This is a genomic window from Bifidobacterium pullorum subsp. saeculare (assembly GCF_016899725.1).
Taxonomy (GTDB): Bacteria; Actinomycetota; Actinomycetes; order Actinomycetales; family Bifidobacteriaceae; genus Bifidobacterium; species Bifidobacterium pullorum_C.
Genome location: NZ_JACLYU010000001.1, coordinates 116,067 through 130,507, shown reverse-complemented (window position 1 = coordinate 130,507; position 14,441 = coordinate 116,067). Strand labels below are relative to the sequence as shown.

The window sequence follows — 14,441 nt, the reverse complement described above, 5'->3', positions numbered from 1 at the left end:
GCATGGCCGACGAACGTGTGCACATCCTTGACAACCCCGGCGCCCCCGTGCCCGCAGTGGCGGAGGCTCCCCGGGCGTCCAGGCCGTCCCTGGCGAGGCCGGGGCTGCTGGTGATGGACGTCGATTCGACGCTGATCGACGAGGAGGTCATCGACGAGCTGGGCGCGGCCGCCGGCTGCGGCGCGCGCATCGCCGAGGTGACCGAACGGGCGATGCGCGGCGAATTGGATTTCGCCGAGGCGTTGCGCGCCCGCGTCCGGCTGTTGGAGGGGCTGCCGACCTCGGTGTTCGCCCAGGTGCAGCAGCGGATCCATATCACCCGCGGCGCGTTGGAGCTCATCCGCACGCTGCACGCGCACGGCTGGACGGTGGGCGTGGTCTCGGGCGGCTTCCACGAGGTCGTGGACCAGCTGGTGGCCGAAACCGGCATCGACCATGTGGTCGCCAACCGGCTCGAGGTGCGCGACGGCCGGCTGACCGGCCGCGTCGAGGGGCCGATCGTCACGAAGGAGACGAAGCTTGCCAGCCTGCGCGCATGGGCGCGGCTCGACGGCGTGCCGATGGAGCGCACCGTCGCGGTGGGCGACGGCGCCAACGACATCCCGATGATCCGGGCCGCGGGCCTGGGCATCGCATTCTGCGCCAAGCCCGCCACCCGCGCCGCCGCGCCGCATGCCATCGACACGCGCGACCTGACGCTGGTCCTCGACTTCCTGCGCTAGGCGCCCGCCCCGCGACTCAGCGCAGGCGAGCGCCTTCGGCCAGGCGGGCGCCGCGCGCCCAGTCGGCGGCGCGCATGGCCTTCTTGCCCTGGGCCTTGACCTCCAGCAGCTCCAGCGGCGCGGTGGCGGTGCCGGCCCACACGTTGCGCTTGCCCACGGCGAGCAGGCCGGGCGCCAGGTCCGCCGGAACGTTCGGCGCGGCCGTGTCCGCCGGCCGGGCCGCGAGGATGTGCAGCGTCTGCGGCCGCGCATCCGCGTCCGCGGGCCGTCCGTCGTCGAGGCTGGCCCAGGCGCCGGGGGCGGGGGTGCAGGCGCGGATCTGGCGGTCGACGGCGGCCACGTCGTCCGTGAAGCGGATATGCGCGTCGTCGGTGGTGATCTTGTGCGCGTACACGGCGCCCTCGCCCTTCTGGGGCGTGAGCGTGGCGGTGCCGGCGCCGACGGCGGCGAGCGCGTCCACATACATCGGCGCGCCTTCCTCGGCCAGTCGGGCGAGCAGCTCGCCGGAGGTCTCCGTGCCGGTGAGCGCCACGGTCATCGAGGCGACGATGGGCCCGTCGTCCAGTCCCTCCCCCACTTTGAACACGTCGGCGCCACAGGTCACGTCGCCGGCCCAGATCGCGCGTTGGACGGGGGCGGCGCCGCGCCAGCGCGGCAGGTTGGAGAAGTGCAGGTTGTACCAGCCCAGCGGCACCGCGTCGAGCACCGGCACGGGCAGGATGCTGCCGTAGGCGATGACGGCGGCGATGTCCACGCCGACGGCCGCCAGACGGTCGAGGAAGCCGGGGTCGCGTGGCTTGGCGTCGATCACGTCAAACCCCAGGTCGAGGGCGGCGGCCTTGACGGGGCTGGGCATGAGCCGGCGGCCGCGGCCGGTGGGCGCGTCGGGGCGGGTGAGCACGGCGGCCACCTCGAAGCGGGGGTCGGCGGCGAAGGCCTTGAGCGAGGGCACGGCCACCTCGGGGGTGCCGGCGAACAGCAGTCGCAGCGCCATCATCGCACCGCCGGGATGTCCACGCCGTTGGCGATGAGCAGCGCGCGCAGCTTCGCCGGGTCCTGGAAGCGGATGCCGCGGATGCCGGCCTGGTTGGCGCCGACGATGTTCATCGCCTTGTCGTCGATGAACACGGCTCCGGCGGCGTCGATGCCGAAGCGTTCGAGCGCGGCCTGGTAGATGTCCCGGTGGGGTTTGCGCATCTTGACGAAGCCGGAGACGAGCCGGCCGTCGAGCGATTCGAGGATATCGCACTGTTCCTCGGCCACGTGGAACAGCGAGGCCTCCCAGTTGCTCAGGCCCCACACGCCGATGCCGGCCGCGCGCAGGTCGTTGACGAGCACGCGGGCGCCGGGCACGATGCCGGTCAGGGAGTCGCGGAAGTTCTCCACGTAGTACGCGAGGATGTCGGCCCATTCGTCGCCGGCGTGCCCGCGCATCCAGGCGATGGCCTCCTCGGGGGTGGCGCCGCCGTCCATCATGTCGTTGGCGTCGTAGAAGCCGGAGATGTCGTTGTCGAGGAAGCGGTCGATGGTCTCCTGCCGGTAGCGGGGCACGAGCACGGCCGCCGGATCCCAGTAGATGAGCACGTTGCCGAAGTCGAAGATCACGTCGTCGATCGGCTTGCCCGCGTTGGCGGCGGCCGCGCCGTCGGCCACCATCACGTCGTAGTCCATGTCCGGTTCGCCCGGCCAGCCTTTCATCGCATCCTCCGTTCGTTGGGACGAGCCGCCGGACCCCTGCGGCCCGGTGACGGACGCCATCTTACAATCGGGCTGGCCCGCCCGCGGCTAGATGAGGTCCTTGGGGTCGATCTGAAAGCGCAGCTCGCCGGTCTCGCGGTTGGCCACATGCCGCGCCACCGCGGTGCGCAGGCGCGTGGCGAGCTCGCCGCGCCGCCCCGCGGGCACGCGCACGACGGCCTTGACCCGGTCGGCGGTGCCTTCCAGCTCGCGCGCGTCCACGGTGCGCGGCTGGGGGATCGGCACCGGTCCGAGCATGCCGGGCAGTTCGCCGCCGCCGGGCAGCGGGCAGGCGGCGAGGTCGCCGTCGAGGGCGCCGATGCGGCGCAGCGCGCCGAGCACCGCGTCGCGCCGCCCCCACACGCAGGCGGCGGTGATCGCGGGAGGCAGCCCAGTCTCGACGCGTTCGGCCACCTCCTGGGCGGCGAGCTGGGTGGAGTCCCAGAGCATGAGCGAACGGGCGAGCGCCGGGTCGGTTTCGCCGATGAGCAGCGCCTGGCCGCCGCGGGAGCGCGGCGCGCACATCGCAACGGCGCGCATCCAGTCGTTGAGCGTGTCCACGCGCGCGTCCACGCCGGGCTTGTACAGGCTGGTCCAGGCGTCGAGCACGGCGACGGCGGCGTATTCGCCCATCGTGCCGTCCGGGTTGAGCACGCGAGGTTCGGCGCCGGGTGTGGCGATGACGATGAGTGGCCGGGCCTCGATGCGCGCGATGGGCCCGTGCGGCTGGCTGGGGCTGGACAGCAGCATCGTCACGCCGCGGAACAGGCCCTGCAGCTCCTGGGCGGTGCCGGCCGCGCCGACGCGCACCAGCCGCAGCCGCGTGCCGTGGCATTGGGGGCAGGACCAGTCCGTGGCCGCGGCGTTGCACCACCGGCATCGGGGCGTGTGCGAGCCGGGGTCGAGGCCGAGCGGGCCGGTGCACCGGGGGCAGCGGGCCTGCTTCAGGCAGGAGGCGCAGCCCAGCGCCTGGCTCACGCCGTCGGAGGGGATGGAGAAGAGGACGGGACCGGCGTCCAGGGCGCGCCGCACGTTGGCGACGGCGGTGTGGGGTACGCGTGCGCCGATAGAGGGGTCGGCGAGGCGGGTGAGCTCCTCGCGGTTGAGCCAGCGGATCCAGGGGGTGCGGTCCTTGGCCACGGTGGCCAGCGGGCTGATGGCGTGGGCCGGCCCGCCGACGCCGGTTTCGATGACGTCGCGCGCGCCGCCGGGCCCGCCGGCGGCCTCCCATTGGCTGATGGGGCTGCGCGCGTCGGCGAGCGCGACGAACACCCCGCCGTGCAGCCTGGCTCGCAGCCGCAGCACGCCGCGCGCCTGCGCGTAGGGCATCATGCCGTCGGCCTGCTGGTAGGCGGTGTCGTCCATGATCGCGAACAGGCCGCCGCCGTCGGCGACGGGCGCGTACATCGCGGCGCGCGAGCCGATGACGCAGCGCACCTGGCCCTGGGCCACGGCCATCCAGGCGCGGTAGCGGTCGGCGGGCGGCAGGGCGGCGTTGAGCACGGCCACATCGCCGGCCCAGGCGCCGGAGGGGGTGGGGGCGAAGGGTTTCAGGCCCAGGGCGACGAGCGCGGCGAGCAGGTCCTCGGTCTCCTTCGTTCCGGGCAGCACCACGACGGCGGGGCGGTCGGCCGCGAGCGCGGAGGCGGCCATCCAGGCCAGCAGGCGGGACTTCTCCCCCACGCCGGGCAATGGGTCGAGTACGAAGGCCGAGAATCCGGAGCGGCCGAGGGCGTCCCGGATGGCGGCGAGGCCGCCGCCGGCGCCGCCGTAGGAGGCGAGGAGCGTGGCGCCCCGGGCCGCCAGACGGTCGGCCAGCGGACCGTCGTCCGCCGTGCCGGCGGTCTCGCGGCGGAAGCTGGCGGCGAGGCGCTGCTCGGCCTCGACCTTGGCGACGCGCGGCGGCACTGCGAGGCGCAGGATGTTGGCGCGGGTGCCGCCGTAGGCGTCGGCGATGGCGGTGATGTCGTCGCGCAGGGCGGCGGGCACGGTGACGTCGGTGGTGATCACGCGCTCCAGGTAGCGCAGGGCGGAGGCGGCGGTGGCGCTGGTGGCGGCGCGCTCCCAGATGACGCCGCTGACGCGCCGTCCGCCGAATCGGACGCGTACGAAGGCGCCGGGCACGGCGGCCGCGGATTGCCGCTCGTCGACGAGGTAGTCGAAGGTCTGGCCCAGATGGGTGGTCTGCACGTCGAGTACGACGCGCGCGATGGGGTCGCGCTCCGCCGGGATGCGCTCGGCCGGCGCGCGTTTGCGGCGCCTGCGGGGGGCGAGGCCCTCGAGCGCCGGCTGCTCGGCGTCCAGATGCGTGCTCATGGTTCAAGGGTACGGCACGCTTGCGCGCACGGTATTTTTTTACCGTGCGCGTGTGCCCCGGGGCGTGCGCCTACCGGGCCGAGCGGTCCGTGGTCCACCAGGGGCGCAGCGGATAGGAGGCGCCGTGGCCCTCCGGCGGCTTGACGCACAGGTACTGGTGGATCTGGATGGTGTTGAGTTCGAAGTTGAGCGCCGAACCGGCCATGTACAGGCCCCACAGGCGGGCCTTGGGCTCGCCGACCATGTCCGTGGCCTCCTGCCAGTGGGCCGCCAGGTTCGCGTTCCAGTGGTGCAGGGTCAGGGCGTAGTGCTGGCGCAGGTTCTCCTCGTGGATGACCTCGAAGCCGGTGTTCTGGATCTTCGTCTCGATCTCGCCCGGGGAGGCGAGCTCGCCGTCGGGGAAGATGTAGCGGTCGATGAACGGACCGGCGGACTTGCCCACGTAGGAGTTCGTGCGCGTGATCTGATGGTTGAGCAGCATGCCCTCGGGCTTGAGCTTGTCGTAGATCTCCTGGAAGTAGGCCGGGTAGTGCTTGACGCCCACATGCTCCATCATGCCCAGCGAGCAGATGCCATCGAAGTCGCCCTCGGGCACGTCGCGGTAGTCCATGAGGCGGATCTCCGCCAGGTCCTGCAGGCCTTCGCGTTCGATCCACTCCTGGCCCCAGGCCACCTGCTCGTCGGCCAGGGTGACGCCGAGCACGTGGATGCCGCGCTTGGCGGCCTCGATCTCCATGGAACCCCAGCCGCAGCCGATGTCGAGCAGCCGGTCGCCGGGCTTGAGGTTGAGCTTGTCGAGCACGAGGTCGAGCTTGCGCTGCTGCGCCTGCTCGAGGGTGTCGTCCGGGGAGTCGAACACGGCGCAGGTGTAGGTCATGGAGGGGCCCAGGAACAGGCGGTAGAAGTCGTTCGACTGGTCGTAGTGGTAGCTGACGGTGGCGGCGTCGCCGGCCTTGGAGTGTGGCACCAGGCCCTCGGTGAGGCGGCGCAGCCGGCCCGGGCCCTCGATGCTCGGCGGTTCGGGATGGCGGATGCCATGCGAGGCGACCGTGGCCAGCGCACGGGCCAGGCCGGCCGGGTTCGGCTTGCGCGTGTAGCCCTTGATCGCGGTGAGCTTCTTGAACACCTCGTAGGGGTCGCCGGGCACGAGCTCGGGAGAGCCGATGTCGCCCTGCAGGTAGGCGCGGGCGAGGCCGAGCTCGCCGGGATGGTCCACCATGTAGTACACGGCGCGTGAATTGTTGACCGTCAGATGCAGCGGCGCGTCCTCGCGGCCGAACGACGAGCCGTCGAAGGCGTCGATGCGGATCGGCGCGTCATCCTTCAGGAACAGGGCGATCATGTCGCCCACGGTCATTGCTGCCATTGCCTTTCCCCTCGCTGTGCCGGACGGGGCGTCTCATCCCCGATGTCAGCGTCCCATTATACGGACATGCCCCGGGCAGGAGTCCCGGGGCATGTCCGCATGCCGGTCCGCGCGGGGCCCGGCGCCGTGGCTCAGGCACCGGCGACGGCGGCCTTGAGCGCCTCGACCTTGTCCAGGCGTTCCCACGGGAAGTCGGCGTCATCGCGGCCGAAGTGGCCGTAGGCGGCGGTCTTCTCGTAGATCGGGCGCTTGAGGTCGAGCTCGTCGATGATCGCGGCGGGGCGCAGGTCGAACACCTGGCGCACGGCGGCGGCGATCTGTTCGCGCGTGACGCCGATCTCAGTGCCGAAGGTCTCCACATTCACGCTCACCGGGTCGGCCACGCCGATCGCGTACGCGACCTGCACCTCCACGCGGTGCGCCAGGCCGGCGGCCACGATGTTCTTGGCCACCCAGCGGGTCGCGTAGGCGGCGGAACGGTCCACCTTGCTCGGGTCCTTGCCGGAGAAGGCGCCGCCGCCGTGATGGGCGGCGCCGCCGTAGGTGTCGACGATGATCTTGCGGCCCGTCAGGCCCGCGTCCGCTGCCGGGCCGCCGAGCACGAAGGAGCCGGTCGGGTTGACCAGCTGACGGTAGTCGTCGTGGCGCACCGCGTCGCCGAGCACCTCGTCGAGCACCGGGTCGATGACGTGCTCCTTGAGCTCGGCCTTGAGCCAGGCCTGCGTGGCCTCGGGGTCGTGCTGGGTGGAGATGAGCACCGTGTCGATGCGCACGGGGTGGCCGGCGTCGTCGTATTCGACGGTCACCTGGGTCTTGCCGTCCGGGCGCAGATGGGCCACCTCGCCGCTTTTGCGCACCTGGGCCAGGCGGTACGCCAGCTTGTGCGCCAGATGGATCGGCAGCGGCATGTACGCCGCCGTCTCATCGGTGGCGTAGCCGAACATGACGCCCTGGTCGCCGGCGCCCTGCGCCTCGTAGCGTTCCTCGCGGCTGGCGGCGGTCTCCCGCTCCCCCGTCAGGCGGGAGACGCCCTGGTTGATCTCGGCGCTCTGCTCGGTGATCGCCACGATCACGCCGCAGGAGTCGGCGTCCAGCCCCACCTCGGAGCTGGTGTAGCCGATGCGGCGCAGCGTCTCGCGCACCTTGGTCTGCACGTCCACGTAGCCGCTGGAGGTCACCTCGCCGAAGACGAGGAACACGCCGGTGGCGGCGGAGGTCTCGACGGCCACGTGCGAGGACGGGTCCTGGGCCAGCAGGTCGTCGAGGATCGCGTCGGAGATCTGGTCGCAGACCTTGTCCGGGTGGCCTTCGGTCACTGATTCGGCCGAGATCAGCCTGCGCTCTGTGGTGCTCATATCATCCCTCTTTCGGACTTATCGCCCCGCGCCCAGGCGAGGCACAATGATACGGTGTTCGGTTCTATGGCGGGGCTGCCGCCGGCGGCCGCCTCGGGCCGCGCGGCGGACGTCATGCGAAAGGCCCGTGCCTGCCCACATGGTCAGGCACGGGCCTTCACATCCTGGTATCCCCTGCGCTCTGTTCTAGTCCCCCGCATGCCCATCGGCAACAGGGGCGCGGCGGTTCGCCGGCGGTCGGGCTCAGTTGCCCTCGGTCAGGTCGTCCTCGCCGAGGGTCTCCTCCAGCAGGCCGGCGTCGATCTCGCGGAAGGCGATGGACAGCGGCTTCTCCTGGTTCTGGTAGTCGACCAGCGGGCCCACGTTCTGCAGCAGGCCCTCGTTGAGCTGGGTGAAGTAGGAGTTGATCTGACGGGCGCGCTTGGCGGCGAAGATGGCCAGCGCGTACTTGGAGTCGGCGTGCTCCATCAGGTCGTCGATCGACGGGTTCGCAAGGCCGGTCGGATGGGGCTCGGTGCCAAATGCCATGATGTGCATCTCCCAACAACATGAAAACTGCTAATCCGTGTACAGTATAGTGTGTTGCCTTGACGACTCTCGACATGCTCAGGCTTTACACCTTGCGCACGCTTTACACATGAACTGCTGCATCCCTGTTCTAACGCCCGCGTTCACTCAAATTATCTTTTGGCAGCATATACACATTTCCATATTCCCGTCAAGTTAACTTAAAACTGAGTTTGATACATCTATGTATACAGCATATGCCCCAGCATGCAAATGAAATACCTATCCCAAAGTTGTATCCAAACTGGGCCAAAAAGCTCATATACCATTTTTAAACGCAAGACAAATTATTGGTGTATATTTAATCAGAAATGGTATGATAATAGAACCATCCAAAGTCACTACTGCCATATCAATCTCAATGATTGAATATCCATGAGAAGCTGGACATGTTCGACGCTTTCGTCTGACCGTCCTGAATCATGCCAGCATCTAGTTAGCGGCGGATGTTGTCAATCAAGCTTATGTCCGCTATCTCCCATCTGTAATTTCAGTGCAGCTACAGATGGGAGAGGAAGTCAAGCCCACAATGTCAAACTGGTTTAATAGAGCCTAACTTTAAATGGTTGGAACAGTGATGCCTTTGATTGTTGCGAATTGTTGCACTTCTGTGTGTGTCCGTTCCGCCCATTCAGGAATCCACTCCACAGACGGGACAATAGTTTGTAGGGAAGGGAGTGTTTCCATGCGCGGCAGGTTTTCTTCCGGCTTATTGATTGCAGTTTGAATGGTGCTCATATACTGATTAATATCTTCAATACAAGCCCAGTCCGTTGCTAACGGAGCCACATAGCCAACATCACGACGCTTCCTTTCGCATTCCTCGTTTTTACATTTCTCCAGTTCCTGTAAATAGCTAGTGTCGACTGGCATAGGATGAGTATAAAGAGGTTCTTTGACGGTCGTCTTATCCTTGTCAAAATCATTGTCAGAATTATTGTCGGAATCATTGCCAAAAGCAAAAAATACGATAATTCCCACAATAGCAACTATGAGAGCAGGCTTTAATGTATCTTCTGCCAAAAAACGGAAATCACTCTGACTATCAAGCAATGCCATGATCCGGGTGATAACAAAGAATAGAACAGTCCATATCCCCGCGAGAGCTGCCACAAGAAAGCCCATAATAGAAAGATGGCTCAGCGGCTTATTAGGCAAGCTATCTTTCTCCGTTTTCTTTAACTCTCTCTTTTGCTCTGCTTCCTCTAATGCCTTATTATATTTATCTCTTTGCTCTTTATTATATTTCTCCACTCTATCCTTATCGGCTTTTTGAGCCACTTCGATTCTCTTTTGCTCTTCTTCAATTCTAGGATCATACTGCTTTTCAACTTCAGCAATACGACGGTTTTCTTCCTGCGTAATGTCTTCTGACAGAAGAGGCATTAGCAGCGATGAATAGGCGACATTTTTTGTTATCTGATTTTGCGCAATCTTCTCGTACCGGCGAAAGAATCGACCATCTTCCGTATTGGAAAGCCAGTTAGCGTAGTTTGCATGTATTTGATTTTGAAGCATTCGCTCTTGCTGTTTAGTTTGCTCCGCCTGCTCTTCCAGAGTTTTGGATTGTAGTTCAAGCGTTTTGCTCTGTGCTTTTAGCGCATTGCTCGCAATGATTTTGAGGTTAGCGATCTCTCGCGCCTGTCGCTCGAGCTTCGCATTGGCAACGTCCTGCCGGTCCGCTAGCTCGACTGCGGCTCGCAGGGCCTTGTTGCTGACGTCTGCTGCGGTTGAACTATTGATCGCATTAATGAGGCCGATGCTTCCGACTTCCCATGCTAGGGTGTTGTTGCTGACTCCCTTGTGGTATCCCCCGTCCCCCATTCTGAAGTGGCCTGATTGTCGCTTCGCCCTTATAGCGAGGCGGCTTGTGCCGCTTGGTGTTCATAGTACTCGTTCTCGACCTGTTGCGGTGTCCTGTAACTCAAGGAAACGTGCAGTCGCTCCGAGTTCCACCACGAGACCCATTGGAACGTGGCCAGTTCCAGCCCGTCCAGACTGCGGAAGGGCCTGCTGCGCCAGACGAGCTCGGTCCTGTACGCGCCGTCGACGGATTCGGCCATGGCGTTGTCGCACGAGTCGCCGACCGTGCCGGTGGACGGGAGCATCCCGTACTCCATCACCCTGGTGGTGCACACCGTGCTGATGCACTGGGTGCCGTGGCCGCCGTGGCGCACGAGTCCCTGGGTGCCGCCATGCCTCGACGCCCAGGAGACCGCCCGTTCCAACGCCCGCAGGGGCAGCTCCTCCGTGTTCATGCTCGCGGCGCACGCCCAGCCGACGATACGACGCGCGTACACGTCGGTGACGAACGCCGCATACGCGAACCGGCCGCCGGCCATGCGCGCGTAGGTGATGCCGGCCACATGCAGCCGGTTCGGCGCGCACGCCCGGAACCTGCGCTCCACCAGGTCGGGCCTGCCGCCCGTGCCCTTACAAAGCAATCCTCGTGAATATCCAAGATGCCACGAAACTCCGTCAGTGGCCACACGTCATCCCGTTCCACGATGCGGCCGACCCCATGCCCCCGTGCCCGCCGTCACGGACAATGGTGGCCATGGAAATGCGTTCCGAGAAGATCATGAAGGGCCGCGTCTTCGCCGGCGCCCGCGCCCTGTACCGTGCGGCCGGCGTGCCCGGCGAGGACCTCGGCAGGAAGCCGATCATTGCCATCGCGAACTCCTTCGACGAGTTCGTCCCCGGCCACGTCCACCTCAACAAGGTGGGCCGCCTCGTCTCCGAGGCGATCAAGGAGGCGGGCGGCATCCCCCGCGAGTTCAACACGATGGCCGTGGACGACGGCATCGCGATGGGCCACACCGGCATGCTGTACTCGCTGCCGAGCCGCGACATCATCGCCGACACCGTCGAATACCAGGTGAACGCGCACTGCGCGGACGCCCTGATCTGCATCCCGAACTGCGACAAGATCGTCCCGGGCATGCTCATGGCCGCCCTGCGCCTCAACATCCCCACCGTGTTCGTCTCCGGCGGTCCGATGGAGGCCGGCACCACCGTGCTCTCCGACGGCACCGTCAAGCAAAACACCGACCTCATCTCTGTGATGTACGCCTCCGCTGATGACAACGTCTCCGACGAGGACCTGCTCGCCTATGAGAAAACCGTGTGCCCCACCTGCGGCTCGTGCGCCGGCATGTTCACCGCGAACTCGATGAACTGCTTGACCGAGGCGATCGGCCTGGCGCTGCCGGGCAACGGCACGATCCTGGCCTCGCACGGCTTCCGCAAGGACCTGTTCCGCCGCGCCGCGCGTCAGGTGGTCGAGATCGCCCGCCGCTACTACCAGGAGGACGACGCCTCCGTGCTGCCGCGTTCGATCGCCACCAAGGAAGCGTTCGAGAACGCGATGACCATGGATGTGGCGATGGGCGGCTCCACGAACACCGTGCTGCACATCCTGGCCATGGCCCAGAGCGCGGACGTGGACTTCACGCTCGACGACATCGAGCGCATCAGCCACACGGTGCCCTGCATCTGCAAGGCCGCGCCCTCCGGCAAGTGGGAGATCTCCGACGTGCATCGCGCCGGCGGCATCACCGGCATCCTGGGCGAGCTGGACCGCGCGGGCAAGCTGCACCGCGACGTCCACTCGATCGACTACCCGGACCTGGAATCCAAGCTCGCCGACTGGGACATCATGCGCGACACCTGCACCGAGGAGGCCAAGACGATGTTCCGGGCCGCCCCGGGGCACATCGTCTCGCCGGAGCCGTGGACGCACACCACGCTGTTCGACGAGCTGGACACCGACCGCGAGCATGGCGCGATCCACAGCATCGACCACCCGGAGATCAAGGAGGGCGGCCTGGCCGTGCTGCACGGCAACCTCGCCCCCGACGGCTGCGTCGTCAAGACCGCCGGCGTGCCCGAGGAAATCTGGAAGTTCCGCGGACCGGCCCTGGTGGTGGAGTCCCAGGAGCAGGCCATCGAGGTGATCCTCAACAACACGCTCAAGCCGGGCATGGCGCTCGTCATCCGCTACGAGGGTCCCAAGGGCGGCCCGGGTATGCAGGAGATGCTCTACCCGACCTCCTTCGTCAAGGGCAAGGGTATCGGCAAGCAGGTCGCGCTGCTCACCGACGGCCGCTATTCCGGCGGCTCCTCCGGACTGTCCATCGGGCATATCGCGCCGGAGGCGGCGAGCAAGGGCCCGATTGCGCTCATCAAGGACGGGGACATCATCTCGATTGACATCCCCGCCCGCACGGTGAACGTGGAGCTCACGGACGAGGAGCTGGCCCAACGCCGCGCCGAACTGGAAGCCGGCGACGGCTACGTGGCGCACCGCGACCGCAAGGTGAGCCTGGCGCTCAAGGCCTACGCCGCCTTCGCCCGCTCCGCCGACAAGGGTGCCACGCGCGATCCAGAGCTCATCAACAAGCTCTCCGGCTTGGCCTGACCGGTCCCAACCGGCCGATTCCGTCTAGGGGGGTCCTTCGGGACTCCCCCTTTCCATGTCCGGATGCCGTCCCTGCCCGGGAACATATGCGACAGCATGGGCGGGGTGAATGTCGCATATGTTTTCCCAGGTGGAACGGACGCGACTAGGATGGCGGGCATGACGGGTTTCACTGGGGATGGGCGTCCGGCCGCGGCGACGCGGACCGTGGCACTGCCGGACGGGGGACGCATGCCGGCGATCGGCATGGGCACATGGCATATGGGCGAGGACCGCGCCTCCGAGGAGGACGAGGCCGGGGCACTGTGCGCGGGGATGGCCGCCGGGATGCGGCTCATCGACACGGCGGAGATGTACGCGGACGGCGACACCGAACGCGTCGTGGGGGCGGCGCTGAAGAAGGCCCTGCACGGCGGCGTGCCTGGCCTGACGCGGGATGACCTGTTCGTCGTGGACAAGGTGCTGCCGGAGCATGCCGGTGCGGATGATGTGCGCCGCAGCTGCGAGGCGAGTCTCAACCGTCTGGGCACAGAGTATCTGGACCTGTATCTGCTCCACTGGCGGGGCGACGTGCCGTTGGCAGAGACGGTCGCCGAATTCCGCAAGCTCTGCGACGAAGGACTGATCCGCCGCTGGGGTGTCTCCAACCTCGATGTGCCGGCCATGGAGGAGCTCATGGCCGTGCCGGGCGGCGACGGCTGTGCGACTGACCAAGTGCTTTACCATCTGGGCTCGCGCGGCGTGGAGGTGGCGTTGCAGCCGTGGCTCAGAACACACCGGATGCCGATGATGGCGTATTCGCCGCTCGCCCAAGGCGGGACCCGCAGCAGGCGGGGGCTCTTCCAGGACCCCACGGTGCGCGCGATCGCACAGCATCATCAGGCCACGCCCGCCCAGGTACTGCTGGCCTGGGTGCTGCGGGACGATCACACCGTCGCGATTCCGATGGCATCGTCAATAACGCATGCGCAGCAGAATGCCGCGGCCGCAGCCCTGCGTCTCACGGAAGAGGATCTGACACAACTGGACGAGGCGTTCCCCGCGCCGACGGAGAAGCAGCCGCTCGACTGGCTGTGAGCTGCTGGTGCTGGCCGACGCCATCCGCATCCCCGCCATCGTCCACGACTGATGCCGATTTCTCGGCATCGTTCGGACACTGCCATTGCCATGCCCGCCGTGACATCAGCGCCATTCCGCGATGATGTCGCTCCTGTAGAACATCACGGACTTGGACGGCACAATGCTTGACTATGAGAGTCAACGTATCGTCCGTAGCCATGCGCGGATGTCGTGCGACAATGCTGCCTGTGACTGATGTGGTGTTCGACGTAGGCGGCGTGCTCGTGGAGTGGCATCCGCGGCTTGCGCTGCGCAGCATGGTCCCTGCCGACCGGATGGCCGAGCTGGTGGCCGACGACGACCGACACGGCTTCTGGTATGCCGAGGACCTGCGCGAGCGCGGCATGACCGCTGCCGAGGTGCTCCCTCGATACGAAGCCGAACAGGGGCCGGAATATGCGGCGCTGTACCGGCTGTTCAATGAGCACTGGGAGGAAGCTCTCACGGGTGCCGTGCCCGGCATGGCAGACCTGCTGGCCGACCTTGCGCCGCAGGGGGTACGCCTGTGGGCCCTGACCAACTGGGCCGCCGACCGCTTCCCCACGGTCAGGGCCCGGTTCCCCGAGCTGTTTACGCGTCTTTCCGGCGTCCTTGTCTCCGGCGAGGAACATATGGCCAAGCCCGACCCCGAGTTCTACGCGCTGGCCCTCACCCGGTTCCGCCTCGATTCCGCGCACACGCTGTTCCTGGATGACCTGCAGTACAACGTCGACGCGGCGAACGCCGCGGGCCTTCCCGCAGTCCGCTTCGCCGGCGCCGACCAAGCCCGCGCCGTGCTGCGCGTCCGCGGGCTCGACCTCTGACGCCCCTCAGTCCGGCTCCCGGACAGCCCCTGCCCA

Annotated in this window: 11 protein-coding genes, 1 pseudogene and 1 riboswitch; of the genes and pseudogenes, 4 read left to right on the top strand and 8 right to left on the bottom strand. The window is 66.8% G+C overall.

The features are described from left to right. Window positions 1-2: 2 nt before the first annotated feature. Window positions 3-722, top strand: coding sequence for a phosphoserine phosphatase SerB (serB, locus tag H7U32_RS00540; protein ID WP_204467086.1), 720 nt, complete (start codon window positions 3-5; stop codon window positions 720-722). 16 nt (window positions 723-738) lie between these two features. Here serB and H7U32_RS00535 read toward each other — a convergent pair whose 3' ends face one another. The 8 genes and pseudogenes from H7U32_RS00535 to H7U32_RS00500 form a co-directional block, all read right to left on the bottom strand. Next, window positions 739-1,716 (bottom strand): methionyl-tRNA formyltransferase, encoded by a 978-nt coding sequence (locus tag H7U32_RS00535; protein ID WP_204467367.1) that lies wholly within the window; start codon window positions 1,714-1,716, stop codon window positions 739-741. Continuing rightward, window positions 1,716-2,420, bottom strand: a complete 705-nt coding sequence (locus tag H7U32_RS00530; protein ID WP_204467084.1) for an HAD family hydrolase — start codon at window positions 2,418-2,420, stop codon at window positions 1,716-1,718. The genes H7U32_RS00535 and H7U32_RS00530 overlap by 1 nt, the downstream gene beginning before the upstream one ends. Before the next feature lie 87 nt (window positions 2,421-2,507). Continuing rightward, complete coding sequence (locus tag H7U32_RS00525) at window positions 2,508-4,775, bottom strand: primosomal protein N' (RefSeq protein WP_204467082.1); 2,268 nt, start codon at window positions 4,773-4,775, stop codon at window positions 2,508-2,510. A 70-nt stretch (window positions 4,776-4,845) separates the two neighbouring features. Beyond that, window positions 4,846-6,141, bottom strand: a complete 1,296-nt coding sequence (locus H7U32_RS00520; RefSeq protein WP_204467080.1) for a class I SAM-dependent methyltransferase — start codon at window positions 6,139-6,141, stop codon at window positions 4,846-4,848. A 131-nt stretch (window positions 6,142-6,272) separates the two neighbouring features. Then, a complete protein-coding gene (metK, locus tag H7U32_RS00515) occupies window positions 6,273-7,496 on the bottom strand; it encodes a methionine adenosyltransferase (protein ID WP_204467079.1) in 1,224 nt (407 codons plus the stop codon). Beyond that, window positions 7,492-7,550: riboswitch (SAM riboswitch) on the bottom strand. Its footprint overlaps the gene before it by 5 nt. Window positions 7,551-7,739: 189 nt before the next feature. Beyond that, the gene (gene rpoZ, locus H7U32_RS00510; protein ID WP_204467077.1) at window positions 7,740-8,024 is read right to left on the bottom strand and encodes a DNA-directed RNA polymerase subunit omega; all 285 of its coding nucleotides are present in this window, start codon (window positions 8,022-8,024) and stop codon (window positions 7,740-7,742) included. 597 nt (window positions 8,025-8,621) lie between these two features. Beyond that, window positions 8,622-9,887: a hypothetical protein gene (locus H7U32_RS00505; RefSeq protein ID WP_204467075.1), complete on the bottom strand. Its 1,266-nt coding sequence runs from the start codon at window positions 9,885-9,887 to the stop codon at window positions 8,622-8,624. Between the two features lie 60 nt (window positions 9,888-9,947). Continuing rightward, window positions 9,948-10,498: pseudogene (locus tag H7U32_RS00500) on the bottom strand (DDE-type integrase/transposase/recombinase); the annotation flags it as partial. A 128-nt stretch (window positions 10,499-10,626) separates the two neighbouring features. Between H7U32_RS00500 and ilvD the strand changes: the two are divergent. From ilvD to H7U32_RS00485, 3 genes are all read left to right on the top strand, one after another. Further along, complete coding sequence (ilvD, locus tag H7U32_RS00495) at window positions 10,627-12,483, top strand: dihydroxy-acid dehydratase (protein WP_204467365.1); 1,857 nt, start codon at window positions 10,627-10,629, stop codon at window positions 12,481-12,483. A 159-nt stretch (window positions 12,484-12,642) separates the two neighbouring features. Beyond that, on the top strand, window positions 12,643-13,560 hold the full coding sequence (locus H7U32_RS00490; protein WP_239457374.1) for an aldo/keto reductase: 918 nt from the start codon (window positions 12,643-12,645) through the stop codon (window positions 13,558-13,560). 230 nt (window positions 13,561-13,790) lie between these two features. Beyond that, on the top strand, window positions 13,791-14,405 hold the full coding sequence (locus H7U32_RS00485; RefSeq protein WP_204467073.1) for an HAD family hydrolase: 615 nt from the start codon (window positions 13,791-13,793) through the stop codon (window positions 14,403-14,405). Window positions 14,406-14,441: the final 36 nt, after the last annotated feature.